General features: G+C 72.3%; 23 protein-coding genes. 14 read left to right on the top strand and 9 right to left on the bottom strand.

What is annotated here, in order from left to right:
* The first annotated feature begins 45 nt into the window (after nt 1–45).
* The 7 genes from DEJ47_RS26195 to DEJ47_RS26165 all read left to right on the top strand — a co-directional run bounded on the left by DEJ47_RS26195 (nt 46) and on the right by DEJ47_RS26165 (nt 6,844).
* On the top strand, nt 46–645 hold the full coding sequence (locus DEJ47_RS26195; RefSeq protein ID WP_150172212.1) for a hypothetical protein: 600 nt from the start codon (nt 46–48) through the stop codon (nt 643–645).
* A gap of 45 nt (nt 646–690) precedes the next feature.
* The gene (locus DEJ47_RS26190) at nt 691–1,350 is read left to right on the top strand and encodes a class F sortase (protein WP_150172211.1); all 660 of its coding nucleotides are present in this window, start codon (nt 691–693) and stop codon (nt 1,348–1,350) included.
* 66 nt (nt 1,351–1,416) lie between these two features.
* Nucleotides 1,417–2,160: a hypothetical protein gene (locus DEJ47_RS26185; protein WP_150172209.1), complete on the top strand. Its 744-nt coding sequence runs from the start codon at nt 1,417–1,419 to the stop codon at nt 2,158–2,160.
* On the top strand, nt 2,160–3,488 hold the full coding sequence (locus DEJ47_RS26180; RefSeq protein WP_150175873.1) for a sensor histidine kinase: 1,329 nt from the start codon (nt 2,160–2,162) through the stop codon (nt 3,486–3,488). Before DEJ47_RS26185 ends, DEJ47_RS26180 begins: the two co-directional genes overlap by 1 nt.
* A gap of 94 nt (nt 3,489–3,582) precedes the next feature.
* Nucleotides 3,583–3,942 (top strand): SH3 domain-containing protein, encoded by a 360-nt coding sequence (locus tag DEJ47_RS26175; protein WP_150172208.1) that lies wholly within the window; start codon nt 3,583–3,585, stop codon nt 3,940–3,942.
* A 75-nt stretch (nt 3,943–4,017) separates the two neighbouring features.
* Nucleotides 4,018–5,382, top strand: a complete 1,365-nt coding sequence (locus DEJ47_RS26170; protein WP_150172207.1) for an FtsW/RodA/SpoVE family cell cycle protein — start codon at nt 4,018–4,020, stop codon at nt 5,380–5,382.
* A gap of 1 nt (nt 5,383) precedes the next feature.
* Entirely contained in the window at nt 5,384–6,844 is a 1,461-nt protein-coding gene (locus DEJ47_RS26165) for a penicillin-binding transpeptidase domain-containing protein (RefSeq protein ID WP_150172206.1), read from the top strand.
* A 14-nt stretch (nt 6,845–6,858) separates the two neighbouring features.
* Here the strand turns inward: DEJ47_RS26165 and DEJ47_RS26160 are convergent, their stop codons facing one another.
* A complete protein-coding gene (locus tag DEJ47_RS26160; RefSeq protein ID WP_150172205.1) occupies nt 6,859–7,965 on the bottom strand; it encodes a ferritin-like domain-containing protein in 1,107 nt (368 codons plus the stop codon).
* A gap of 126 nt (nt 7,966–8,091) precedes the next feature.
* Here DEJ47_RS26160 and DEJ47_RS26155 point away from each other — a divergent pair, with 126 nt between their 5' ends.
* The 4 genes from DEJ47_RS26155 (at nt 8,092) to DEJ47_RS26140 (ending at nt 11,552) form a co-directional block, all read left to right on the top strand.
* Nucleotides 8,092–9,030, top strand: a complete 939-nt coding sequence (locus DEJ47_RS26155) for an AurF N-oxygenase family protein (protein WP_150172204.1) — start codon at nt 8,092–8,094, stop codon at nt 9,028–9,030.
* Between the two features lie 74 nt (nt 9,031–9,104).
* Entirely contained in the window at nt 9,105–9,833 is a 729-nt protein-coding gene (locus DEJ47_RS26150) for a TetR/AcrR family transcriptional regulator (protein ID WP_150172203.1), read from the top strand.
* A 48-nt stretch (nt 9,834–9,881) separates the two neighbouring features.
* Entirely contained in the window at nt 9,882–10,154 is a 273-nt protein-coding gene (locus DEJ47_RS26145) for a hypothetical protein (RefSeq protein ID WP_150172202.1), read from the top strand.
* A 237-nt stretch (nt 10,155–10,391) separates the two neighbouring features.
* Complete coding sequence (locus DEJ47_RS26140) at nt 10,392–11,552, top strand: NlpC/P60 family protein (RefSeq protein ID WP_150172200.1); 1,161 nt, start codon at nt 10,392–10,394, stop codon at nt 11,550–11,552.
* Here the strand turns inward: DEJ47_RS26140 and DEJ47_RS26135 are convergent.
* From DEJ47_RS26135 to DEJ47_RS26115, 5 genes are read right to left on the bottom strand one after another with little or no spacing between them, the layout of a single operon-like run.
* A complete protein-coding gene (locus DEJ47_RS26135; RefSeq protein WP_150172198.1) occupies nt 11,522–12,760 on the bottom strand; it encodes a styrene monooxygenase/indole monooxygenase family protein in 1,239 nt (412 codons plus the stop codon). The genes DEJ47_RS26140 and DEJ47_RS26135 overlap by 31 nt on opposite strands.
* Nucleotides 12,761–12,773: 13 nt before the next feature.
* The gene (locus tag DEJ47_RS26130; RefSeq protein ID WP_150172196.1) at nt 12,774–13,397 is read right to left on the bottom strand and encodes a GTP-binding protein; all 624 of its coding nucleotides are present in this window, start codon (nt 13,395–13,397) and stop codon (nt 12,774–12,776) included.
* On the bottom strand, nt 13,378–13,800 hold the full coding sequence (locus tag DEJ47_RS26125) for a DUF742 domain-containing protein (protein WP_150172194.1): 423 nt from the start codon (nt 13,798–13,800) through the stop codon (nt 13,378–13,380). The genes DEJ47_RS26130 and DEJ47_RS26125 overlap by 20 nt, the downstream gene beginning before the upstream one ends.
* Entirely contained in the window at nt 13,797–14,294 is a 498-nt protein-coding gene (locus DEJ47_RS26120) for a roadblock/LC7 domain-containing protein (protein WP_150172192.1), read from the bottom strand. Before DEJ47_RS26120 ends, DEJ47_RS26125 begins: the two co-directional genes overlap by 4 nt.
* 8 nt (nt 14,295–14,302) lie before the next feature.
* Entirely contained in the window at nt 14,303–17,164 is a 2,862-nt protein-coding gene (locus DEJ47_RS26115; RefSeq protein ID WP_150172190.1) for a nitrate- and nitrite sensing domain-containing protein, read from the bottom strand.
* A gap of 356 nt (nt 17,165–17,520) precedes the next feature.
* On the opposite strand from DEJ47_RS26115, the gene DEJ47_RS26110 reads away from it, so the two are divergent.
* Entirely contained in the window at nt 17,521–18,366 is an 846-nt protein-coding gene (locus DEJ47_RS26110; protein WP_190415563.1) for a protein phosphatase 2C domain-containing protein, read from the top strand.
* A 22-nt stretch (nt 18,367–18,388) separates the two neighbouring features.
* On the opposite strand, the gene DEJ47_RS26105 is transcribed toward DEJ47_RS26110, so the two are convergent.
* A complete protein-coding gene (locus DEJ47_RS26105; protein ID WP_150172188.1) occupies nt 18,389–18,895 on the bottom strand; it encodes a MarR family winged helix-turn-helix transcriptional regulator in 507 nt (168 codons plus the stop codon).
* Nucleotides 18,896–19,153: 258 nt separating this feature from the next.
* Between DEJ47_RS26105 and DEJ47_RS26100 the strand changes: the two genes are divergently transcribed.
* Complete coding sequence (locus DEJ47_RS26100) at nt 19,154–19,987, top strand: lysozyme (protein WP_150172185.1); 834 nt, start codon at nt 19,154–19,156, stop codon at nt 19,985–19,987.
* A 55-nt stretch (nt 19,988–20,042) separates the two neighbouring features.
* Here DEJ47_RS26100 and lon read toward each other — a convergent pair whose 3' ends face one another.
* Nucleotides 20,043–22,457 carry an endopeptidase La gene (lon, locus tag DEJ47_RS26095; protein WP_150172183.1) on the bottom strand — a complete coding sequence of 805 codons (2,415 nt, stop codon included), beginning with the start codon at nt 22,455–22,457 and terminating at the stop codon, nt 20,043–20,045.
* Between the two features lie 131 nt (nt 22,458–22,588).
* Here lon and DEJ47_RS26090 point away from each other — a divergent pair, with 131 nt between their 5' ends.
* On the top strand, nt 22,589–23,227 hold the full coding sequence (locus DEJ47_RS26090) for a GNAT family N-acetyltransferase (RefSeq protein WP_150172181.1): 639 nt from the start codon (nt 22,589–22,591) through the stop codon (nt 23,225–23,227).
* Here the strand turns inward: DEJ47_RS26090 and DEJ47_RS26085 are convergent.
* Nucleotides 23,139–23,996, bottom strand: coding sequence for a rhomboid-like protein (locus tag DEJ47_RS26085; RefSeq protein WP_223828512.1), 858 nt, complete (start codon nt 23,994–23,996; stop codon nt 23,139–23,141). The two genes, DEJ47_RS26090 and DEJ47_RS26085, sit on opposite strands and share 89 nt — an antisense overlap.
* Nucleotides 23,997–24,051: the final 55 nt, after the last annotated feature.

The following is a 24,051-nucleotide window of genomic DNA, read 5'->3' as shown; positions in this document are numbered from 1 at the left end:
CGATCACGCCGGAGCGATCAGCCGACCGACCGTAAGGAACGTCCCGTGAGCCTCAACCGCCGCCACACCCTCCTCCGTACCGCCGTCGTCTCCACGTTCGTCGGCGGGGCGCTGCTCCTGCCGGCCGCCGGTGCCTTCGCGGACTCGCCCACGCCCGCCCCGACGGCGGCCCGGCCGCACGCGAAGGGCGAGGTCCACCAGGTCACCCTCGGCAACGGCGCGCAGGCGAAGATCCGCAACCGCGGCGGTGCGTACACGGCGACGATCTCCCTGAAGGGCAAGGAGATCGCGGCCCTCTCCGCCACGCACCGGACGGCCACCCAGGGCGGCGTGGAGTACGAGCTGCACCCCTCCAACGGGCACATCGGCATCGCGTACCTCGACGGCAAGGACCGGACGGACGGCGACGCGAAGGGCCAGCAGGACCAGAAGGTCACCCCTCGGCCGAAGAACGACCAGAAGCAGCGGCCCGCGCCGCGCGCCGGTGACAACACCGTCGCCCCCAGGGGCGGGGTGAAGGCGGGCGCCGAGGGCGTGCGTGACGCCGGGAACCCCGCGTTCCTCGTGGCGGGCGGCGGCATGGCGGCGGCCGGTGCCGCCGGTCTCGGGTTCGCGATGCTGCGCCGCGGCCGCTCGGACGGCTGACCCGGCCGCGCCGCCTCCCTCCCCCTTCCACCCCAGGAGTCCCCCATGGCCCCCCGCACGCCCGACACGACCGAGGCACCCGCCCCCCGCCCCCGACGTACCGCCCGCATCGCCGCCGCCGGAGCCCTCGCCGCCGCCCTCGGCATCGGTCTGATCGCCTGCGGGCAGAGCGGCGGCGGCACGGGCGCCCCGGCGCCCGATGTGAAGGTCCACAACGCCGCGACCGCGCAGGCCCAGCAGGCCGTCGCGCCGCTGAAGGCGTCCAGGCCGACCGGGCTGCGCATCCCCGCCGCGGGCGTCGACGCCACGTCGATGCTCGACCTCGGCGTGGGCGCGGACCAGGAGCTCGCCGTGCCGCCCGTGGACAAGGCGGACGAGCCGGGCTGGTGGACCGGTGGGGTCACGCCGGGCGAGAAGGGGCCCGCCGTGATCGTCGCGCACTACGACACGGCGAACGGTCCTGCGCTCCTGAAGAACGTCGCGAAGGTGAAGGTCGGCGACACTGTCGAGGTGCCCCGCGCGGACGGCAGCACGGCCACGTTCGAGGTGCGGGAGATCCAGCAGGTCGACAAGAAAGACTTCCCCACCAATAAGGTGTACGGGGCGACCGACCGACCCGAGCTGCGCCTGCTGACCTGCGGCGGACCCATCGTGGACGGTCACCGCTCGGACAACATCATTCTCTACGCCGACCTGGTGACGTAACAATGGTGACGTGACGACAGGCCTGGTGCCACGACAGGCCGCGCGCCCGCGGCAGGCAGGAGTGCAGTGCAACGCAGCCGGCTCGCGCCCGCCGCCTTCGCCGTCCTCGCCGTGCTGCTGGCCGGCGGCTGCGGCGATCCCGGCGGGCTGCGCGGCGCGGGCCCGACGCCGACGGCCGAGGGCCCCACGCACCTCTGGCCGGACCTGCCGTCCCCCTCGGTGCCCGCCGAGGACTACGGCGCCATAGAGGCCGTCAAGGTCAAGGGCGTCGAGGTGCCGAAGGGCGATCTGCGCAAGGTGGACCCGGTCGACGTCGTGCGCGCGGATTTCCGGGAGAACCCGGGGACGTACGAACCCACCGACCGGGCGTACAAGGAGACCGTCGAACGGCTGAAGGACTGTGCCGAGGACGACTCGGGCGAGCGGGGGCGGTGCCCGGTCCTCAAGGCGTACTACCGCGACCTGACCGGCGACGGCAGGGACGACCTGATCGTCGGCGTCTCCACGCCCGACGACAACCTCGACATCCGCGTCTACGCCGAGGAGAAGCGGCAGCTGACGCAGATCATGGAGATGAGCGACGCCGTGCTCGGCGTCGAGCTCGCCGGGCGTGACCTGATCATCCGCGCGGTCTCCAGCCTCGCCGGGTACGAGTACCACACGGTGTGGTCCTGGGACGCGCACCAGAAGGCGATGCTGCCGACCAGCGACGAGATCGTCCGCTCCGCCAAGGGGGCGAGGGGGAAGGCGCCGAAGTCCTCGGCTCCCAGGCCCTCCACGCGTCCCTCGCCGTCCGGGAGCGGCGGATGATGAGCCGCCGTCAGCCGCGCGGACCGCGGCTCCCCGCCTGGACGGCGACCCTCACCTGGAAGGCCGCCGTCTTCATCACCGTCATGTGCTGTGCGCTCGCCGCGCTGCTCGGCGCGCTCGTGCACGTCTCGGTGACCAACCAGACCGTGGGCCAGGCCCGCGACCGCGCCCTCTCCCACCTCGACGAGGTCACCGAGCGGTACGAGGCGGGCGACCGGCTCGGCCCCGGCGCGGGCGTCGACCCGGTGGGCCTGCCCTCGCGGCTGCGCGAGCTCGCGGTGAGCGGGCAGCGCGGCACGATGGTCGCCGCCCACGAGTCACGGCCGACGATGTGGGCGGCGGGGCCCGCCGACGGGGGCCGCGCCATCGCGGTCCAGGTCGACTACGCGCAGGGTGCCCGCACCATCGACGGACTCGACCGGGCGATCCTCGGCTCCTCGGTCCTCGCCATCGGGGCGACGCTGCTGGTCGGCGCGTTCGCGGTGACGCGGGTGACGCGGCGGCTGCACCAGACGGCGCAGGTGGCCCGGCGGATCAGCGCGGGCGATCTGGACGCGCGCGTCGAGGACCCGCACGCGCGGCCCGACGACACGGGTTTCCCGCGCCACCAGGACGAGGTGGCCGCGGTCGCCGGGGCCCTGGACACGATGGCGTCCACGCTGCAGGGCAAGCTCCTGAGCGAGCAGCGGTTCACCGCGGACGTGGCGCACGAGCTGCGCACCCCGCTGACCGGGCTGCACGCGGCGGCGGAGCTGCTGCCGCCGGGGCGGCCCACCGAGCTGGTGCGGGACCGGGTCGCCGCGCTGCGCACGCTGACCGAGGACCTCCTGGAGATCTCGCGGCTCGACGCGAAGAGCGAGGCGGTGGATCTGGACGCCCATCACCTCGCTCCACTGGCGGAGCGGGTGGTGCGTTCTTCCGGGGAGGGCACGGAGCTCGTCGTCGTACGCGATGTGTGTGTGGACACCGACCGGCGGCGTCTGGAGCGGGTGCTCGGCAATCTCGTGACCAACGCGCACAAGCACGGGCGGTCGCCGGTCGTCGTGACCGTGGACGGTCCCGTCGTCTCCGTGCGGGACCACGGCGACGGCTATCCGGAGTACCTCGTGGAGCACGGGCCGCAGCGCTTCCGCACCGAGGGCACCAGCAAGGGGACGAGCAAGGGCCACGGGCTCGGGCTGACCATCGCGCTCGGCCAGGCGGCGGTCCTCGGCGCGCGGCTGACCTTCTCCAACGCAGCGGACGGCGGGGCGGTGGCGACGCTGCGGCTGCCGTACGAGACGACCGGGGACGGCGAGGAGACGGGCGCCGCGCACGACGGAACGTGAGCTTGCGCGGGCGCAGAGTGCCGCTTTTAGTGTGAATTGCGGCTTGCGGGCATCCGCATCGGCCGCCCCGCTCCCCTTCCCCCGAGGAGGCCCCATGTCCCCGCGGACCACCACCGTCCGGCTCGGCATACTCGCCGCCGGCGGCGCCCTCGCCGCGCTCGCCGCCGCAGGCCCGGCCGCCGCCCTGGGCGACGCAGGCGACGCCGGCAACCATCCGCCCGTCTACAAGGGCCGCGTCACCGCCAAGAACGGACTGCTGCTCCACACCTCCCCGACCCGCGGCAGCAAGGTGATCCGCACGGTGCCGCGCGGCAAGGTCGTCACGATCTTCTGCAAGACCAGAGGCGACCGCGTCGTCAACAACAACATCTGGTACCTGCTCACCGACGGCACCTGGGCCTGGGGCGCCGCGCACTACATCGCCAACATCGGCAAGGTTCCGCGCTGGTGCTGAGGCCCGCCCCCTCCACCCGGCCGACATAATCGACATAAGCGGACTTCAGGGTGATTTGCTTGCTACGTTCCCGGCATGGCCGGAACCAGCGCGGGCACCGCACCCCCAGCGGTCCCGGCTGTCCGCGTGCCGAGGCGCCGCGGCACCGAACTCACCCTGCTCGTCGTGGCCGTCCTGCTCTCCGTGTACGGCTACTGCGCCGTCGGCCTCGCCAAGAACGACACCGTCCCGCCCGGCGCCGCCGGTTACGGCGCCGGGCTGGGGGTACTCGCGCTCGTCGCGCACCTCGCCGTCCGGCTGCGCGCCCCGTACGCCGATCCGCTGCTGCTGCCCATCGCGGTACTGCTCAACGGCCTGGGCCTGGTCCTCATCTACCGGCTCGACCTGGAGACCCCGCACGACGAGGCGGCGCCCGCGCAGCTGATCTGGTCGACGGTCGGGGTCGGCCTGTTCATCGCCGTCGTCCTCTCCCTGCGCGACCACCGCCTGCTGCAGCGCTACGCCTACCTCTCCGTCGTCACCGCGCTGGCCCTGATGATCGTGCCGATCCTCTTCCCCGCCGTGAACGGCGCCCGGATCTGGATCAGGATCGGCGGCTTCTCCATCCAGCCCGGTGAGTTCGCGAAGATCCTGCTCGCCGTCTTCTTCGCCAGCTACCTCGCGGCCAACCGCAACGCCCTCGCCTACACCGGCCGCACCCTGTGGCGGTTCAAGCGCCTCCAGCTGCCCACCGGCCGTGTCCTCGGCCCCATCGTGGCGATCTGGCTGCTCAGCGTCGGCGTCCTCGTCCTGGAGCGCGACCTCGGCACCTCGCTGCTGTTCTTCGGGCTGTTCGTGATCCTGCTGTACGTCGCCACGGGCCGCATCGGCTGGATCGCGGTCGGCCTGCTCCTCGCCGCGCTCGGCGCGTTCGCCGTCGGGTCGCTGGAGCCGCACGTCCACAGCCGTGTGGAGGACTGGCTGCACCCCTTCGCCTCCATCGAGGCGGGCCGGGGCCCGAACCAGCTCGCGCAGTCGCTCTTCGCGTTCGCGGCCGGCGGGATGCTCGGCACCGGGCTCGGACTCGGGCACTCCATCCTCATCGGCTTCGCCGCGAAGTCCGACTTCATCCTGGCCACGGCGGGCGAGGAGCTCGGCCTCTCGGGGCTCTGCGCGATCTTCCTGCTCTACGCCCTGCTCGTGGAGCGCGGCTTCCGCGCCGGGCTCGCCCTGCGCGACGCCTTCGGGCGGCTGCTCGCGATCGGGCTCGCCTCGATCCTCGCGCTGCAGGTGTTCGTCATCGCGGGCGGCGTCATGGGGCTCATCCCGCTGACCGGCATGGCGATGCCGTTCCTCGCACAGGGCGGGTCGTCCGTCGTCACCAACTGGATCATCGTGGCGCTGCTGATCCGGGTCAGCGACTCGGCCCGCGGCCAACCCGTCCCCGCGGAGGCCGCGTGACATGAAGAGGTACATCCGGCACGCCGCCGCGTTCTGCGCGCTGCTGCTCATCGCACTGCTCGTCAACGCCACCCGCGTCCAGGTCTTCCAGGCCGGGTCCCTCGACGCCAACGAGGCCAACCGCCGCAACGCCATCGTCCGCTTCGAGCAGCCGCGCGGCGACATCCTCGTCGACGGGCGGCCGGTGACCGGCTCCCGGGACACCGGCGAGCAGCTCCGCTACGAACGGACGTACCGGAACGGTCCGTTGTACGCGCCGGTGACCGGCTACGCCTCGCAGGTGTACGGCACGACGTTCCTGGAGCACGCCGAGGACGACATCCTCTCCGGCACCGATCCGATGCTCGCGCCGCTCCCCCTGTGGAACGACATCACGCGCGCGCAGAACCCGGGCGGCAAGGTCGAGACCACCATCAAGGCCGCGGTGCAGCAGGCGGCGTACGCGGGTCTCGGCGGCAAGCGGGGCGCGGTCGCCGCGCTCGAACCGTCGACCGGGAAGATCCTCGCGCTGGTCAGCGCCCCCTCGTACGACCCGGAGCGGCTGTCCGGGACCGACCGGGCGGTGGCCGACACGTGGGCGGAGCTGAACGGCAGCGCGACCAAGCCGATGCTGAACCGGGCGATCCGGCAGACGTATCCGCCCGGCTCGACGTTCAAGGTGGTGACGGCCGCGGCGGCGCTCGACGCGGGAGAGGTGACGGACCTCGACGCGCCGACCAAGTCCCCCAACCCGTACACGCTGCCCGGCACGAGCACCCAGCTGACCAACGAGGTCGACGGCTGCAAGAACGCCAGCCTGCGCTACGCCTTCCAGTGGTCGTGCAACACCGTCTTCGCGAAGCTCGGCGTGGACACGGGCCTCACCCCGATGGTCGGCACGGCCCGCGACTTCGGCTTCAACGACAGCGGCCTGCGGATCCCGTCGTCCGTCGCGGCCAGCAACTTCGACACCTCGATGGACCGGGCGCAGCTCGGACTCTCCGCCATTGGGCAGTACGACACCCGGGCGACGCCGTTGCAGATGGCGATGGTGGCGGCGGCGGTGGCCAACGGCGGGTCGGTGAAGGCGCCGCACCTGGTGGACCGTACGACGACGGAGGACGGGGACGTGGTCGACGCCACGGGCGCCAGGACCCTGCGGCAGGCGATGAATCCGGGCACGGCGGCGCAGTTGCGCGAGATGATGGCGCAGGTCGTCGACGAGGGCACGGGCACGAACGCCGCGATCCCCGGCGTGACGGTGGGCGGCAAGACGGGCACGGCCCAGCACGGCATCGACAACTCCGGTACGCCGTACGCCTGGTTCATCTCCTGGGCACAGGCGGCCGACGACCCGGAGCCGTCGGTGGCGGTCGCCGTCGTCGTGGAGGACGCGGCGGCGGACCGGGGGGACATCAGCGGGGGCGGCAGCGCGGCACCGATCGCGAAGGCGGTGATGGAGGCGGCGATCGGCGCGCACTGAGCTCCGTCCTGGCCTTACCCCGCCTCGCCCGAGGCGATCGCGTCCCGCACCTCCGCCACCCGCTCGCGCTCCTCGGCCGCGAAGCGCTCGGCGTCCAGCTTCTCGGCGATCTCCTCGTCCTGCGCCATGAGCAGGTCGAGGTTGGCGTCGCCCATCTCGAAGACGCCCATGTCGAGGTAGGCCTCCTGGAGGCGCTTGCCCCACAGGCCGATGTCCTTGACGCAGGGCACGATGCGCGAGAACAGCAACTGCCTGAACAACGCCAGGAATTCGGACTGCTCGCTGTACTCCTGGGCCTGCGCCTTGGGGATGCCGAAGTTCTCCAGGACCTCGACGCCGCGCAGCCGGTCGCGCATCAGGTAGCAGCCCTCGATGACGAACTCCTCGCGCTCGCGCAGTTCGGCGTCGGTGAGCTGCTTGTAGTAGTCGCGCAGCGCCATCCTGCCGAAGGCCACGTGCCGCGCCTCGTCCTGCATCACGTACGCGAGGATCTGCTTGGGCAGCGGCTTGTCGGTGGTGTCGCGGATCATGCCGAACGCGGCGAGCGCGAGGCCCTCGATGAGGACCTGCATGCCGAGGTAGGGCATGTCCCAGCGGGAGTCGCGGAGCGTGTCGCCGAGCAGCGCCTGGAGGTTGTCGTTGATCGGGTAGAGCATGCCGATCTTGTCGTGCAGGAAGCGGCTGTAGATCTCGGCGTGCCGCGCCTCGTCCATGGTCTGGGTCGCGGAGTAGAACTTCGCGTCCAGGTCGGGGACCGACTCGACGATGCGGGCCGCGCACACCATCGCGCCCTGCTCGCCGTGGAGGAACTGGCTGAACTGCCAGGAGGCGTAGTGCTTGCGCAGCTCGCCCTTGTCGCGTTCGGTCATCTTCGCCCAGTGCGGCGTGCCGTGGAGCGTCAGCGACTCGTCGGGGGTGCCGAGGGGGTCGAGCGGGTCGACCTCCAGGTCCCACGCGATGCGCTTGGCGCCGTCCCACTGCTTGTCCTTGCCCTTCTGGTAGAGAGCGAGGAGGCGGTCGCGCCCTTCGTCGTACTCCCAGCTGAAGCGGGCCGAACCGGTGGACGGTACGCGCCAGTTGAGCCCGTCCGGTGGACTGGTGTAAAGCTCGTGCGTCGCCATGACGGCAGGCTCACACGCTGCTGGACAAGCGGTCAACAAGTCGTGCGCAAGGGATTGACGGCCTTACTGACAGGCAGTCTCATAAGAGTTGACCGCCGGTAACCCCGCGACAAGGCAGGAACAGTCATGACGACCGTGACGGAAGACGTTTCGCTCGAGGGCCTGCGGGACGCGCTCGGACTGCTCAAGGACCGGGAGCAGGTGGCCCTGCGGCTCCTGGAGTCGTCCGCCAAGCACTCCTTCGACCCCGACAAGGAACTCGACTGGGACGCGCCGCTCGAAGAGGGCAAGTGGTTCTGGCCGCCGGAGCTCGTCTCCCTCTACGGCACCCCGATGTGGAAGCGGATGTCCGAGGAGCAGCGGTTCGACCTCGCCCGGCACGAGGCGGCCTCCCTCGCCTCGCTCGGCATCTGGTTCGAGATCATCCTGATGCAGCTGCTCGTGCGGCACATCTACGACAAGTCGGTGACCAGCAACCATGTGCGGTACGCGCTCACGGAGATCGCCGACGAGTGCAGGCACTCCATGATGTTCGCCCGGATGATCCAGAAGGGCGGCGCCCCGACGTACCCCGTCACGCGCCTCAACCACAACCTCGCGCGCATCCTCAAGACGGTCTCCACCACTCCCGGTTCGTTCGCCTGCACGCTGCTCGGCGAGGAGATCCTCGACTGGATGCAGCGGCTCACGTTCCCCGACGAGCGCGTCCAGACGCTGGTGCGCGGGGTGACCCGCATCCACGTCGTCGAGGAGGCCCGGCACGTCCGGTACGCGCGTGAGGAGCTGCGGCGCCAGATGGTGACCGCCCCCGCGTGGGAGCGTCAGCTGACCCGCCTCAGCTGCGGCGAGGCCGCCCGCGTCTTCTCCCTCGCCTTCGTGAACCCCGAGGTCTACACGAATGTGGGCCTGGACCGCAGGGAGGCCGTCGCGCAGGTGCGGGCGAGCGGGCACCGCAGGGAGGTCATGCAGACGGGGGCGAAGAGGCTCACGGACTTCCTGGACGACATCGGTGTGATGCGGGGGGTCGGGCGACGGCTGTGGCGGTCCTCGGGGCTGCTGGCCTGATCGTTGCGGGGCGCCGCGGATGTCACAGTCCCGCGCCTCTGACGGGCCGCGTTCCCCGGGTTACGCTGCGGAGCATGACCTCGCCCGCCGCCACCACGCCCGCGTACCGCCGCCTCAGCGTCGAGGCGCGGCGGCGGCAACTCCTCGACTCCGCGCTCACCCTCTTCGCGCACCGGGCGCCCGAGGAGGTCAACCTCGACGACGTCGCGGAGGCGGCGGGTGTCTCGCGGCCGCTCGTGTACCGCTACTTCCCCGGCGGCAAGCAGCAGTTGTACGAGGCCGCGCTGCGGTCCGCCGCGGACGACCTGGAGCAGTGCTTCGCCGAGCCGCCGGAGGGTCCCCTCACCCGGCGGCTCTCCCGTGCCCTCGACCGCTATCTCGCCTTCGTCGACCAGCACGACACGGGGTTCAGCGCGCTGCTGCAGGGCGGCAGCGTGGTGGAGACGTCGCGGACGTCCGCGATCGTGGACGGGGTGCGCAGAGCCGCCGCGGAGCACATTCTCAGCCACCTGGGCGTGCCGGATCCGGGGCCGCGGCTCCGGATGACCGTGCGCATGTGGATCACGGCGGTCGAGGCGGCCTCCCTGATCTGGCTGGACGAGGAGAAGCAGCCGCCGCTCGACGAGCTGCGGGACATGCTCGTGGAGCAGTTCATGGCGGTTCTCGTGGCGACGGCGGGCCGGGACCCGCAGACCGCGGAGGTCGTCCGTTGGGCGCTGACCCTGGAGACGCCGGACGGCCCCGTGGGCACGCTCGCCCGCCACGTCCTGCCGGTGGTGGCGGACGCGGCGCACCTTCTCTGAACTCGGCGGTGCGGGGGTGACACGCAGTGCGGGTGTGACACTGGGGGCGTGAAGAGCGAAGACACGCCGTTCGTGGACGGCCCCTTGGACGGCCGGGTCCTCCCGATCCTGCTCGGCCCGACGGGACATCCCCCGAAGGTCTACCGCGTCCCCGTCCCCGACGACGCGGGCGGCCCCCCGACGGTCCTCGTCTACCGCCGTGCCCCCGCGGCGGGCCGAGGCCGGATCTCGCCGGGCGCGAGGTGGCAGTACGAGTACGACCCGGACGGCGACAAGGGGTCCGGCCTGAAGTGGCCGTGGTCGAAGCCGGGGCCTCGCTGACGGTTCTTCCCTGCAGGTGGGTGGGGGCTGGTCGCGCAGTTCCCCGCGCCCCTCACCCGTACCTTCGCCCCGCCCAGCCGCAGGCGGTGAACCGTGGGACGCAACCCACCACGCCGACACCCCCTGCAAGGGTGACCCAAGTTGCGCCGACCGCCCCCGCCGGGAGGCGGACTCCGCGGACAGGCCGGAGGCTCGCCCTGCGCGCAGGAAAGCCCTCCGCGCACCGGAGGTGATGACGTGTCAGGCACACTGCTGCGGTGGGTCTGCACAGGGGCCGCCCTCGGCGCCCTGTGCACAACCGCTCCCACCGCCCACGCGGCGCCCCAGGCCCCGGGGCCGGAAGACCGCTCCGTCTCCGCGCTGCTGACGGACCTTCAGCAGCTGTACCAGTCCGCCGAGGAGGCCACGGAGACGTACAACGCCACCGCCGAAAAGCTGAAGGAGCAGCGGGCCAGAGCCGCCGACCTCGACCGGAAGCTGGCGAAGGCGCGTGCCTCCGTGCGCGACAGCCGCAGCGACGCAGGACGGTTCGCGCGCCAGCAGTACCAGGGCACCGGCAACCTCTCCCCGTACATGCGCCTGCTGCTCGCCCGCGACCCGCAGCGGGCCCTCGACCAGGGCCACGTGCTGCAGCGGGCGGCCGCGGGCCGCGCCGCCACCGTGGCGCGGCTGACCGGCGGCGAGAAGAAGGCCGGTGCTCTCGCGGGCGCCGCGAAGCGGGCCCTCACCGCCCAGGCCGCCCTCGCCACCCGGCAGAAGAAGCAGCGGGACCGGGGCGACGGGCAGCTGCGGGACGTGGAGGAGCTGCTGTCCTCGCTGAGCTTCGAGCAGCTGGCCGCGCTGCGGCGGGCGGAGGAGGCCCACACGGCCGAGGCGCAGGAGAAGTTCATGGCGTCCCGCGCCCTCGGCGGGAGCCCGGCGCGACGCGCTCCGTCACGGCAGGGCGACACCGCCGTCGACTACGCCGTACGGCAGATCGGCCGGCCCTACAAGTGGGGCGCCGAAGGTCCGAAGGCGTTCGACTGCTCGGGGCTGACCCAGCGGGCCTGGGCGCACGCGGGCCGCACGATCCCGCGGACCAGCCAGGAGCAGTGGAAGGAGCTGCGCCGCATCCCCCTGTCGAAGCTCCGCCCGGGTGACCTGGTCGTGTACTTCCCGAAGGCCACGCACGTGGCGCTGTACCTGGGCGACGGCAAGGTCGTCCAGGCACCGCGCCCCGGCGCCCGCGTCAAGGTCTCCCCCATCGCGGCGAACCCGGTCCTCGGGGCCGTGCGGCCCGACCCCGGGGGCCGGGCCATGCGCGGCTACACGCCGCCGAAGCTGCCTCCGGGCGCCGGCTCGGGCAGCGACCTCGGGTACGGCAGGAGTCAGGCGCCGGGCGCGACCGACTCCAGGTAGGCGGCCGCCTTCTCCGGGTCGAAGAAGAAGTTCTCGAAGTCCGCCGGGTCGTTGAAGCCGTTGGCGAACCGGTCGGCGACCGGCTGGAGCTGGCCGGCCGCGCCGAGGATGTTCAGAACGTGCTCCGGCGGGGCGCCCAGCATCGCGTTCGTCCACTTGGTGACGTGCTGCGCCGTCTCCCAGTACCGGTCGAAGGCCGACTGCATCCACTCGGCGTCGAAGGGCTTGTCGCCGTGCTCGACGATGGAGGAGATGTACGAGGCGGCGCACTTGGACGCCGAGTTGGAGCCCTGGCCGGTGATCGGGTCGTTGGCGACGACGACGTCGGCGACCCCGAGGACGAGCCCGCCGCTGGGCAGGTGCCCGATCGGCTTGCGCACGGTGGGGGCGTACCGCCCGGCCAGCGTGCCGCCCGCGTCGGTCAGCTCGACCTTGGTGGCGCGCGCGTACTCCCAGGGCAGGAACTTCTCCAGGAGTTCGAGGGTGAGCGCCAGGTGCTCGCTGGGGTCCTTGATGCCCTGGAAGACGTCGAGGGGGCCGCCGGGGACGCCCTCCCAGAAGAGGATGTCCGCGCGGCCGGACGTGGTGAGCGTCGGCATGACGAAGAGCTCGCCCACGCCGGGCACCAGGTTGCAGCGGACCGCGTCGAACTCGGGGTGCTCCGGGCGCGGGCCGAGACCGTGCACGTACGCCACGGAGAGCGCGCGCTGCGGGGCGTCGAACGGCGAGCGGGAGGCGTCTCGCTCGAACATGGACACCAGCTCGCCCTTGCCCGCCGAGACGAGCACCAGGTCGTAGGTGCGCGAGAAGTAGTCGAGGTCGCCGACGGCGGCGCCGTGGATGACCAGCTGGCCGCCGCGCTGCGCGAACGTGTCCATCCAGCCGGCCATCTTCACGCGCTGGTCGACGGATTGCGCGTACCCGTCGAGCCTGCCGACCCAGTCGATGGCACGCGAGCCGTCAGGACCGGCGACGGAGACGCCGACGCCCTCGATCTTCGGGGCCTGCGACTCCCAGAAGTTCGCCTGGATGTCGCGCTCGTGCTGGAGCGCCGTGTGGAACATGCACTGCGTGGACATGACCCGGCCGGACCGGATCTCGTCCGCGGTGCGGTTGGACATCAGGGTGACCTCGTACCCCTGCGCCTGGAGCCCGAGAGCGATCTGGAGCCCGGACTGCCCGGCTCCGACGACAAGTATCTTCCGCATGAGGGTCCTTCTCTTACTCAGGGGTTACGTCGAGCGCGTGGCCGACCAGCGCGAGGAGCGACTCGACGACCGAGATCCGCTGTCTGGCGTCCATGATCAGCACCGGTATGTGCGGCGGCACCGTGAGGGCCTCGCGCACGTCCGCCGGCTCGAACTTCTCGCTGCCGTCGAAGTGGTTGACGGCGACGATGTACGGCAGGCCGCAGCTCTCGAAGTAGTCGAGCGCCGGGAAGCAGTCGGACAGGCGGCGGGTGTCGGCGAGCACGACGGCGCCGATCGCGCCGCGCACCAGGTCGTCCCACATGAACCAGAACCGCTGCTGGCCCGGCGTGCCGAAGAGGTAGAGCACCAGGTCGTCGTCGAGCGTGATGCGGCCGAAGTCCATGGCGACCGTCGTGGTCGTCTTCCCCGGCGTCGCGGTCAGATCGTCGGTTTCGGCGCTCGCCTGCGTCATCAGCGCCTCCGTCTGGAGGGGCGTGATCTCGGAGACGGCGGTCACCAGCGTCGTCTTGCCGACGCCGAAGCCACCCGCCACCACTATCTTCGTGGCGATCGGGGCGCGTGACCTGTCCGTCTGCCAGGCCTGCAACTGACCCTCGTTCTCGTTCTCGAGGAGTTCAGAGACGGCGGAGTCCACTCAGCACCCTTTCCAGCAGTGCGCGGTCGGGCTGTCCCGGGCCGTGGCCCGTTCCGTACACGCGGATCTTTCCCTGGTCGGCGAGGTCGCTGAGCAGGACGCGGACGACACCGAGCGGCATCTTGAGGAGCGCGGCGATCTCCGCGACCGTGCGCATGCGACGGCAGATCTCGACGATCGCCCGCATCTCCGGCATGACCTTCGACAGCGTGCCCTTGGGCAGTTCGAGACGCTCGTCGGGCGCCTCGATCGCGGCGTTGCTCGCCACGAACGTCTCGACGAGCAGGACGTGTCCGAACCTGGTCCGGCCGCCGGTCAGCGAGTAGGGGCGGACGCGGGCGGGTTTTCGGTCGCCGCCGCGCTGCGGCAGCTTCGGCGTCCTGCTGCTGCGGCTGCCGCTCATCGGGCACTCTCCATCGACTGGCGCAGTTCGCTGCGGAGTTCGGGGGTGAGGACGTGCCCGGCGCGGCCGACGAAGAGGGCCATGTGGTACGCGACGACGCTCATGTCGCAGTCCGGCGTCGCGTGCACGCCGAGCAGTGAGCCGTCGCTGATCGCCATGACGAAGAGGCTGCCCTCCTCCATCGCGACGACGGTCTGCTTGACCCCGCCGCCGTCCATGAGTTTCGCGGCGCCGATGGTGAGGGAGCCGAGCCCGGACACGATGGTCGCGAGGTCGGCGCTCGACCCCTTGGGCCCTGTCGGCTTCTCCGCGGGGCGCTCGGCGTTGCGCCCGGGGTCGGAGCTGAGCAGGAGCAGCCCGTCGGACGAGACGACCGCGACGGAGAGGAGCCCGGGCACCTCCTCCACCAGGTTCGTCAGGAGCCAGTGCAGGTTGCGTGCTTCCCTGCTCAGGCCGTACGTGGCGGGTTCGGCGGAAGAACTGGGCGTGCGCATGGGCGCAGTCAACTGCTTGCCTCCTCGACTGGGTCCCCCATTACGTCTGCGGCTCGTACGTTCTTTTCATCACCCGGGTCATCACCCGAGATCTCGGCCTCCACGTCCCGTCGGCCGCTGATCGCGCCCTGGTGGAAGTTGCCGAGGCGGCGCCGGAGCGATTCGGCGTCCACGGAGCCGGTGCGCGGCTTGGGCGCGGCGGCCGCGGGGGCGGTGATCTTCGGGGTGCGCTTGGGCAGTCCCTTGTCGGTGACGCGCTCCCACTTGGGGGGCGCGGGTTCGGCGTCCGGCTCGGGCGCGGGCTTTGAGTCGGTCTCGGCTTCGGGCTCGGCCTCGGGCTCGGAGTCCGGCTGCGGGTCCGGTGCGGTCTCCTCCGGCGCCGGGGGTGCCACGAGCTCCATGGTCGTCTCCGGCGACGGGGACGGCGACGGCTCGGGAGCGGGCTCGCGGGAAGGCTCGGGGTCCGGCCCGGAAGACGGCTCGGGGTCCGGGTCGGAGGACGGCTCCGGGTCCGGCTCGGAGGACGGCTCCGGGGACGGCGAAGGCAGCTCTGTCTCCAGCGTCCGCTCGGCCGCCGCGATCAGCGGGTCCTCGCCGGGCGCGCCGGCCAGCCGACCCGGAAGCACGTTGGAGTTGGCCTCCGCCTCCGATCCCGGCAGATGGGTCAGCGGCTCCCCCGCGCGCGGCGGCGTGACCACAGCGGCCTGCGAGGGCGCCTTTGCGAGGATGCCCTCGGGCAGTACGACGACCGCCGCGACCCCGCCCTGCTTCTGGTCCCGCAGCCGCACCCGCGCCCCGTGCCGGGCGGCGAGCCTCGCGACGACGTACAGACCGAGCCCGAGGCCCTCCCCGCTCTCCTGGTCGTACGCGTCGTCGGGATCGAAGTCGGCGAGGCGGGCGTTGAGTTCCCGCATCCGGTCCTGCGTGACCCCGATGCCCTCGTCCTGGACGGAGAGCATGACCTCGCCGTTCTCCAGGAGCCAGCCGGAGACCTCCACGGAGGAGTCCGGCGGCGAGAACGACGTCGCGTTCTCCAGGAGTTCGGCGGCGAGGTGGCTGATGTCGTCCGCGGCGAAGCCCGCGACGTGCGTGTGCGGCGGCAGCGTGGCGATGCGGACGCGTTCGTACCGCTCGATCTCGGAGACGGCCGCGCGCACCACGTCGACGAGCGGGACGGCGCCGGGGTGCTGGTGGCCGTGTTCCGCGCCGGCGAGGACCAGGAGGTTCTCGCTGTGCCGCCGCATGACGGTGGCGAGGTGGTCGAGCTTGAAGAGCGTGGCGAGGCGGTCCGGGTCCTGCTCGCGGTCCTCCAGGTGCTCGATGACGGCGAGCTGGCGCTCCACCAGGCCGAGCGTGCGCAGGGCGAGGTTGACGAAGGTGCCGTGGATGGACTGGCGCACCCGCTCCAGGTGCGCGGAGGCCTCGGCGAGCTCCTCGCGCAGCGCCGCGCGCTCGTCGGCCATGGACTGGCGCTGCCCGACGAGGTGCTTGCGGTCCGCTTCGAGGGTGGCGAGGCGCTCGGTGAGGGCGGCCGCGTGGCCGTGCAGGGCGTTGACGGAGCGTACGACCTGGGCGAACTCGTCGTCGCGGCCGGTGAAGCGGATCGGCTCCTGGGGCGCGGGCTCGGTGGCGAGGCGGGCCGAGCCGAGGCGCAGGACGGCGAGCGGGCGGGTCAGCGAGCGGGCCGTGCCCATGGCGACGCCGACGGCGACGAGCAGACAGACGCCGACGAGGGCGATCCGGATCTCCAGCGCCGTGACGTCGTCGTCGCGCAGCTGGGCGAGGTGCTTGGTGCGCTCGACGCCGAGCGCGGACTCGGCGCCGCGCATCGTCTCGATGCGGGCGGAGAGCGCGGCGTCGACCTTCTTGCGGTCGTAGCGCCGCTCGGCGGCGGAGAGCTTCGGCTCGTCGGTGAGGCGTTCGAGGTACTTCTCGGCGGCGCCGACCTCGGGGCCGGTGACGGTCGACTCGTAGGCGGCGCGGGCCGGGTCGCTCGCCGCGTCGCGGAAGTCGGCGAGGGCGGCCAGCTCGCGGACGCGGGCCTGCTGGGCGGCGGTGCTGAGCTCGTCGCGCCGCTCGGCGTCGTCGGACGACTCCTCGGTGACGGTGGTCGGCAGGCCGGTGACCGGGTCGACGGTGGAGGTGCCGGTGGGGCGGGGCAGGGCGAGGGCGGCGAGCAGGAGGCCGCGGGCGGCGGCGGCCTGTTCGACGGCGTGGTCGAGGTCGGCGAGGGCGAGGGCGCCCTGGTTGGCCTCGGAGGGCAGCTTCTCGGCCAGGTCCCGGGAGAGGCCGTGCAGTTCGGCGATGACCTTGGTGTACGCCTCGTGGGCTTCGAGAGCGGTGCTCTTGCCGGTGAGCGCCGCTCTGCGCACGGCGGCGATGTCGGCGAGGTCGCCGCGCAGTCCGGCGGGCGCGTCGGCGCCGCGGAGCTCGTCGATCTGCCGGTCCACGCGGGCGCTGCGGCTCTGCGAGAGGCCCTTGTCCTGCGGACGCCCGGCGGCGATGAAGGAGGTGACCTCGTCCCGCTCGTCGGCGAGCGAGTGGCCGAGGGAGACCGCCTGCTGGGTCTGTTCGGCGAGGGTGACCAGGTTCTGCGTGTCGTTCAGGTCGGCGGACGCGGCGAGGACGGCGGGGGCGCCCGCGCCCGCGATGGCGGCGGCCACGACCGCGACGGCGACGATCAGCCGATTGCGCACGCGCGCGGTGGGCGGCTTGTCGGCCGGCGGCGCCGCGGCGTCGGGCGCGGAGGCGTCCGTGGCCGTGCGCTCCGGCACATGCTCGGTTGGAGTCGTCGCGCCCGGCGTGGCCCCTTCCGGGGCCGTCTGCTTGCCTTTGCGCCGAGGCCGCATCTTCTGCACCGGTGCTCGCATTCCTGTTTTCGTCTGCCCTTGGCCCGGGTGACGACCTGTCAACACGGGCGCTCCCCCGGTACGGCTCCTGACCTTTCCAGTGCCGGTTGGTGGCGGTCGCGCATCGCCTGGCTGGCCACCCGAAGGAGTGAACATCGGCGGGGAGTTGGCGGGCAAGTCCCGGTGCGGCCGTCAGAGGGCCCCGCCGGTGCGCCGGTTGGACGTCTCCGACCGGCTTTGGCAGGATGCGCCGCCACACCCCTGCCGGAGGTGATCATTCCGGTCGAATCCGGCGCCGACGCCGCCCGTACGCGCCTCACCAGGGCCTCTTCCCCTCTTCCGGTGAACGCTGTGAAGGCCTCGTGCAGACTGGCCGGATGCGTATCGAACTCGCCACCGAGCCCGGTGACCCCGCACGCCCCAACGAGGACTACGCGTCGGTCGCGCTTCCCGCGTCCGGACAGGGCGGATCGCTCGTCCTCCTCGACGGTGTGACCCCGCCCGAGGGGTCGGTGGGCTGTCCGCATTCCGTCCCTTGGTTCACTGCGCGACTCGGCGGCGCACTGGGGGAACTGTCCGTTTCACGCCGGGATATGACGCTCACTGAGGTCCTGGCGGCCGGCATCACGCGTACCGCCGAGGCGCACGGTTCAACCTGTGACCTTTCTCACCCACGCACCCCTCAGGCAACCGTGGTGCTCGTGCGGTGGGACGAGGAGCGCGTCGAGCACCTCGTCCTGTCCGACTCGGCTCTCCTCATCGCGGGCCGCGACGGCGAGGTGACAGCGATCCTCGACCGGCGCCTCGCCGAACTGCCGCCTGCCGTGCAGGCCCTGCGCGACCAGGTGCGCGCCCTGCCCCGCGGCTCCGCGGAGCGGGACGTCGCGGCTCGTGCCTACAGCGCGGCGGTCGAGGCGCTGCGCAACGCGGAGGACGGCTTCTTCACGGCCGCGTCCGACCCGTCGGCCGCCGGGCGCGCGGTCACCGGTGAGCTGCCGCGCGCGGACGTCACGGCGGTGGCGGCGCTCACCGACGGGGCCGGGCGGTGGGTCGAGACGTTCCGCGAGGGCGACTGGGCCGACTGCTTCGCGCTGCTGCGCAAGCAGGGGCCGCGGCACCTGGTGGACCAGGTGCGGGAGTTGGAACGCGCGGACCCGGACCGCCTGGCCTTTCCGCGCGGGAAGCGGCACGACGACGCGGCGGTCGTCTACGCGGAGTGGTGACGTACGCGCACCGGGTCCGTGCTCAGTACTCCGCGCTCGCGTTCAGGCGGCCGAGCAGCCGGGCGAGTTCGGCGACCTCCGCCCGGTCCCAGCTCGCGAGCCGCCGCACGTAGCGGGCGCGGCGGGCGGCGCGCACCGTGCGGAAGCGGGTGCGGCCCTCGGGCGTGAGGCGGATGAGCCAGGCGCGGCCGTCGGCGGGGTCGGGCTCGCGGGCGACCAGGCCGAGTTCCTCCAGGGCGCGCAGCTGGCGGCTCATCGTGGCCTTGCCGACGCCGATGAAGGCGGCGAGGTCGGTGGCCCGCTGCGGGCCCGAGTCGTCCAGGCAGACGAGCAGCCCGTACGCGGCGGGCTCCAGGTCGGGGTGGACCTGCCGGGCCATCTCGCCCGACGAGGCCCGCGCGCGGCGCAGCAGGAGCGACAACTCCCGCTCCAGGGAGAGGAACTCGCGGTCCTCTCCCCGTGCCTCCTGCGCACCCTGCCCGTCGTCGTCCTGCGCGCCGGGCGTCACGCCCTCTTCTGCAGCACCCATGTCCCGCTTTCCCGATTCTGAAAGTTATCGCCGGAAGGCCCTCGCGCCGCGGCCGGGGCGGCAGCGGTCTGACCAGTATTTCGCAAGGTCCGGGCGGTACCGCGCCGGTGCCACCGCCACAGGAGTGGACCAACGGCAGAGCTCTGGACCTCTTCCCCAGCAGCGGTCTACGTGCGTAGCGTTTCACCTGACATGTTCACACCACTACATGTCGGCAGGTCCCCACCGAGCACCACCGAGGCCTTCGGAGGCACGCCCATGCCCGTGCACAGACCCGGACCGGCCCGCCGCTCGCGCTTGTCGCCGGCGGGGGTTCTCCTCGCAGCACTGTCCGCACTCGCCCTCCTCCTGACGCTCCCCACGGCGGCCAGGGCCGACGACGTCCCCGAACGCGGCACCGCCCGCCTCGGCCAGGGCGTCATCGAACACGACGGCCAGGGCGGCCGCCCCGCGGGCGGTGACGCCACCCAGACCGAGGGCGTCGACGTCAGCAGCCACCAGGGCAACGTCGCCTGGTCGACGCTCTGGAACAGCGGCGTGAAGTGGGCCTACGTGAAGGCCACCGAGGGCACGTACTACAAGAACCCCTACTTCGCCCAGCAGTACAACGGCTCGTACAACGTGGGCATGATCCGCGGCGCGTACCACTTCGCGACGCCGGACACCACGAGCGGCGCCGCGCAGGCGAACTACTTCGTGGACAACGGCGGCGGCTGGTCGCGCGACGGCAAGACGCTGCCGGGCGCACTGGACATCGAATGGAATCCGTACGGGGCGGCCTGCTTCGGCAAGTCCCAGTCCGGGATGGTCAGCTGGATCCGTGACTTCCTGAACACCTACAAGGCCCGCACCGGACGCGACGCGGTCATCTACACCGCGACCAGCTGGTGGAAGCAGTGCACCGGCAACTACAGCGGCTTCGGTGCGAGCAACCCGCTCTGGATCGCCCGCTACAACACGAGTCCGGGCGAGCTCCCGGCCGGCTGGGGCTTCCACACCATGTGGCAGTACACCTCGTCGGGGCCGACGGTCGGTGACCACAACAAGTTCAACGGCGCCCTGGACCGGGTGGTGGCGCTCGCCAACGGCTGAGTGCGCGGACGGCGGCCGCCCCGGTGCGGGGCGGCCGCTGTTCCTTCGTGCGGTCCTACGCGGCTGCCGGGATCTTCACCTCGGCCGCCGTGAGGGCCAGTTCGAGCACCTGGCGCACGTCCGTGACGGCGTGCACGTCGAGCTTCTCCAGGACCTCGGCCGGGACGTCGTCGAGGTCCGGCTCGTTCCGCTTCGGGATGATCACCGTGGTGATCCCGGCGCGGTGCGCGGCGAGCAGCTTCTGCTTCACGCCGCCGATCGGCAGGACGCGGCCGGTCAGCGAGATCTCACCGGTCATCGCCACGTCCGTGCGGACCAGACGGCCGCTGAGCAGCGACGCGAGGGCGGTCGTCAGGGTGACGCCCGCGCTCGGGCCGTCCTTCGGCACGGCGCCCGCCGGGAAGTGGACGTGCACGCCCCGCTCCTTCAGGTCGCCGACGGGCAGCTCCAGTTCGGCGCCGTGCGAGCGCAGGAAGCTCAGCGCGATCTGTGCCGACTCCTTCATGACGTCGCCGAGCTGACCCGTGAGCGTGAGCCCGGAGGCACCCGTCTCCGGGTCCGCGAGCGACGCCTCCACGAACAGCACGTCGCCGCCCGCCCCGGTGACCGCGAGCCCCGTCGCCACACCCGGCACCGACGTGCGCCGCTCCGCCGGGTCCTGGGCGGACTCGGGCACGTGGCGCGGGCGCCCGATCAGGCCGCGCAGGTCGGCGTCCGTGACCGTGAAGGGCAGCTCGCGGTCGCCCAGTTCGTGCTGGGCCGCGACCTTGCGGAGCAGCCGCGCGACGGACCGCTCCAGGTTGCGCACGCCCGCCTCACGCGTGTACTCACCGGCCAGCTTGCGCAGCGCGCTCTCGTCCAGGACCACCTCGTCCTTGTCGAGGCCCGCGCGCTCCAGCTGGCGCGGGAGCAGGTGGTCGCGGGCGATGACGACCTTCTCGTCCTCGGTGTACCCGTCGAGGCGGACGAGCTCCATGCGGTCGAGGAGCGCCTCGGGGATGGCTTCGAGGACGTTGGCGGTGGCGAGGAAGACGACGTCGCTGAGGTCGAGCTCGACCTCCAGGTAGTGGTCGCGGAAGGTGTGGTTCTGGGCCGGGTCGAGGACTTCGAGGAGGGCGGCGGCCGGGTCGCCCCGGAAGTCCGAACCGACCTTGTCGATCTCGTCGAGGAGCACGACCGGGTTCATGGACCCGGCCTCCTTGATGGCCCGCACGATGCGTCCGGGCAGCGCCCCCACGTACGTACGCCGGTGACCGCGGATCTCCGCCTCGTCGCGTACGCCGCCGAGCGCGACGCGCACGAACTTGCGGCCCATGGCGTGCGCGACGGACTCGCCGAGCGACGTCTTGCCGACGCCGGGCGGGCCCACCAGGGCGAGCACGGCGCCGCCGCGTCGGCCGCCGACGACGCCGAGGCCGCGGTCGGCGCGGCGCTTGCGCACCGCGAGGTACTCGGTGATGCGCTCCTTCACGTCCTGGAGGCCGGAGTGCTCGGCGTCCAGGATCTCCTGGGCGCCCTTGATGTCGTACTCGTCCTCGGTGCGCTCGTTCCACGGCAGTTCGAGGACGGTGTCGAGCCAGGTCCTGATCCAGGAGCCCTCGGGCGACTGGTCGCTGGCGCGCTCCAGCTTGTCGACCTCCTTGAGGGCGGCCTCGCGGACCTTCTCGGGCAGGTCGGCGGCCTCGACGCGGGCGCGGTAGTCGTCGGACTCCTCTCCCTCCTGCTCGCCGTTGATCTCGCGCAGCTCCTTGCGGACGGCGTCCAGCTGGCGCCGGAGCAGGAACTCGCGCTGCTGCTTGTCGACGCCCTCCTGGACGTCCTTGGCGATGGTCTCGGCGACGTCCTGCTCGGCGAGGTGCTCGCGCAGCTGCGCGGTGGCGAGCTTGAGGCGGGCGACCGCGTCCTCGGTCTCCAGGAGCTGGATCTTCTGCTGCGTGGTCAGGAACGGGGAGTATCCGGAGTTGTCGGCGAGCGCGGCGACGTCGTCGATCTGGGTGACGCGGTCCACGACCTGCCAGGCGCCGCGCTTCTTCAGCCAGCTGGTGGCGAGCGCCTTGTACTCCTTGACGAGCTCGGTGACGGCACCCGGCAGGGGCTCCGGCACGGAGTCGTCGACCTTCGTGCCCTCGACCCACAGGGCGGCGCCGGGGCCGGTCGTGCCCGCGCCGATGCGCACGCGGCTCCGGCCGCGGATCAGGGCGCCGGGGTCGCCGTCGGAGAGCCGGCCGACCTGCTCGACGGTGCCGAGGACGCCGGTCGCGGCGTATGTCCCGTCGATGCGCGGAACAAGCAGCACCTTCGGCTTGCTGTCGCCACTGGAGCGGGCGGCGGCCTGTGCGGCCTCCACCGCGGCCCGTACATCGGCGTCGGACAGGTCGAACGGGACCACCATGCCGGGCAGGACCACCTCGTCGTCGAGCGGCAGCACAGGCAGAGTGAGCGAAGTGTACGAGGCGGACTCAGTAGCCATGATCTCCCTTTCGGCATTCAAGTTGAGCTGTACCGACTCAATGCTTATGAGCGCCGAGATGTTCCCTCACCCGTGTTCGCTGTGAGCGATCAGGAGACCCGCCTCCGCCGACCAAGATCATCGCGTGCAGAATGAGCCGCATGTCGACACCCCACGCGCAGGAAACGGCGCGCCCCATACCGACGCCCGCGACGGCCGACGACGCCGCCGCGATCGGCCGCACGCTGGCCCTGGCCTTCGACGACGACCCGATGATGCGCTGGTTCTTCCCGGACGCGGCCACGCGCGAGGAGGGGCTCGGGCGGTACTTCGCCACGCTCCTCACCCGGCAGTACGTCCGCCACGGACTCTGCGAGCGCACCTCGGCCGCGGCCTCCTTCTGGGTGCCGCCGGGCGCGCAGGACAAGGCCGTTCCCGACGCGGAGACCCTCGCGGAGCTCTCGGAGATCCTGGGCGACCGCGCCCCGCTGTTCCGTGATGCCGTGGCGGCCGCGGCCGAGCACGGGCCGCAGGAGCCGCACTGGTACCTGGCCGTGCTCGGCGCCGATCCCGCCGCACAGGGGCAGGGGCACGGCGCCGCTCTGCTGCGGTCAGGGCTGGCGCGGGCCGACGAGGCCGGCGTGCCCGTCTACCTGGAGTCGTCCAAGCAGGCCAACCTGCCGGTGTACGAGCACTTCGGCTTCACGGTGCTCGGCGAGGTGCGACTGCCGGGCGGCGGGCCGACGCTGTGGGCGATGCGGCGCGCCCCGCAGGCGCGGGCAGGCGCCTGAGCAGTGGCCAGGTGAGGACGCCGACCGCCAGGGCGAGCAGGTGTCCCCAGTTCGTCATCGGGTCGGTGAACGCGATCAGGTCGTCGACGAGCATTCCGCCGAAGCAGACGAGCACGGTCCACCGCAGCCACGGCGTGAGGAGTCCCGCGAGCGCACCCGCGCTCGCGGCGACGCCGAAGCTGATGCCGTAGTCGAGCCGGTGCAGCGAGCTGTCGGGCAGATGCCCGGCGAGGACCGAGAGACCGACCGGGACCTCCGTCGCGAGCGTGGCGACGACGTGCCCGAGAACGAAGACACCGGCGGCGCGGAGCCCTCCGACGCGCCGCTCCAGCGCGGTGAGCACCAGCAGGAACACCACCGCGTACGGGGACGTGATGCCGCCCGCGATCCACAGGGCACTGGCGACCAGGACGAGGACGGGGCTGTGCGCGAGGTGCGCGACGTCGGTGCTCGACCCGTGGAGCAGCGAGTCGACGACGTCCGGGTCGGCGTACCGGGTCAGGAGCGAGGTGGCGGCGAGCACCAGGGCGTACCCGAAGGTGAAGGGTGTGCCGGTGGGCGTGGGCAGGAGCCGCCACGGTCGCGGGCGGCGCGTGGCGGTGCCGGAGCCCCGGGCCGCCGTATCCCGTGCGCCGCGCTCCCCCGTTCGGGGTGGCCGCGGCGTCGACTGCCGCGGGATTCCGTTCAGGGTGCTCGGCGCCTCGGCGTCGGGCACGGCCGGCGTCCCGGCGTCGGACACGGCCCCGACGGGCCGCACGCTCTGGTTCACGGGGGTGGCGCTCCTTCCGTCCCACCCCACCCTTTGCCCTTTTTTCGGGCGCTGT

The sequence above is a fragment of the Streptomyces venezuelae genome (assembly GCF_008642355.1).
In the GTDB taxonomy this organism is placed as follows: Bacteria; Actinomycetota; Actinomycetes; order Streptomycetales; family Streptomycetaceae; genus Streptomyces; species Streptomyces venezuelae_B.
Note: the sequence above shows the minus strand (reverse complement) of the source record. Positions and strands in the feature narration are given on the sequence as shown.

Bases quoted from the DNA above. Each gene is read 5' to 3' on its own strand.
- DEJ47_RS26190 (WP_150172211.1), top strand. From the start codon at position 691: ATGGCCCCCCGCACGCCCGACACGACCGAGGCACCCGCCCCCCGCCCC.
- DEJ47_RS26180 (WP_150175873.1), top strand. From the start codon at position 2,160: ATGAGCCGCCGTCAGCCGCGCGGACCGCGGCTCCCCGCCTGGACGGCG.
- DEJ47_RS26175 (WP_150172208.1), top strand. From the start codon at position 3,583: ATGTCCCCGCGGACCACCACCGTCCGGCTCGGCATACTCGCCGCCGGC.
- DEJ47_RS26170 (WP_150172207.1), top strand. From the start codon at position 4,018: ATGGCCGGAACCAGCGCGGGCACCGCACCCCCAGCGGTCCCGGCTGTC.
- DEJ47_RS26165 (WP_150172206.1), top strand. From the start codon at position 5,384: ATGAAGAGGTACATCCGGCACGCCGCCGCGTTCTGCGCGCTGCTGCTC.
- DEJ47_RS26160 (WP_150172205.1), bottom strand. From the start codon at position 7,965: ATGGCGACGCACGAGCTTTACACCAGTCCACCGGACGGGCTCAACTGG.
- DEJ47_RS26155 (WP_150172204.1), top strand. From the start codon at position 8,092: ATGACGACCGTGACGGAAGACGTTTCGCTCGAGGGCCTGCGGGACGCG.
- DEJ47_RS26150 (WP_150172203.1), top strand. From the start codon at position 9,105: ATGACCTCGCCCGCCGCCACCACGCCCGCGTACCGCCGCCTCAGCGTC.
- DEJ47_RS26135 (WP_150172198.1), bottom strand. From the start codon at position 12,760: ATGCGGAAGATACTTGTCGTCGGAGCCGGGCAGTCCGGGCTCCAGATC.
- DEJ47_RS26125 (WP_150172194.1), bottom strand. From the start codon at position 13,800: ATGAGCGGCAGCCGCAGCAGCAGGACGCCGAAGCTGCCGCAGCGCGGC.
- DEJ47_RS26120 (WP_150172192.1), bottom strand. From the start codon at position 14,294: ATGCGCACGCCCAGTTCTTCCGCCGAACCCGCCACGTACGGCCTGAGC.
- DEJ47_RS26115 (WP_150172190.1), bottom strand. From the start codon at position 17,164: ATGCGAGCACCGGTGCAGAAGATGCGGCCTCGGCGCAAAGGCAAGCAG.
- DEJ47_RS26110 (WP_190415563.1), top strand. From the start codon at position 17,521: ATGCGTATCGAACTCGCCACCGAGCCCGGTGACCCCGCACGCCCCAAC.
- DEJ47_RS26105 (WP_150172188.1), bottom strand. From the start codon at position 18,895: ATGGGTGCTGCAGAAGAGGGCGTGACGCCCGGCGCGCAGGACGACGAC.
- DEJ47_RS26100 (WP_150172185.1), top strand. From the start codon at position 19,154: ATGCCCGTGCACAGACCCGGACCGGCCCGCCGCTCGCGCTTGTCGCCG.
- lon (WP_150172183.1), bottom strand. From the start codon at position 22,457: ATGGCTACTGAGTCCGCCTCGTACACTTCGCTCACTCTGCCTGTGCTG.
- DEJ47_RS26090 (WP_150172181.1), top strand. From the start codon at position 22,589: ATGAGCCGCATGTCGACACCCCACGCGCAGGAAACGGCGCGCCCCATA.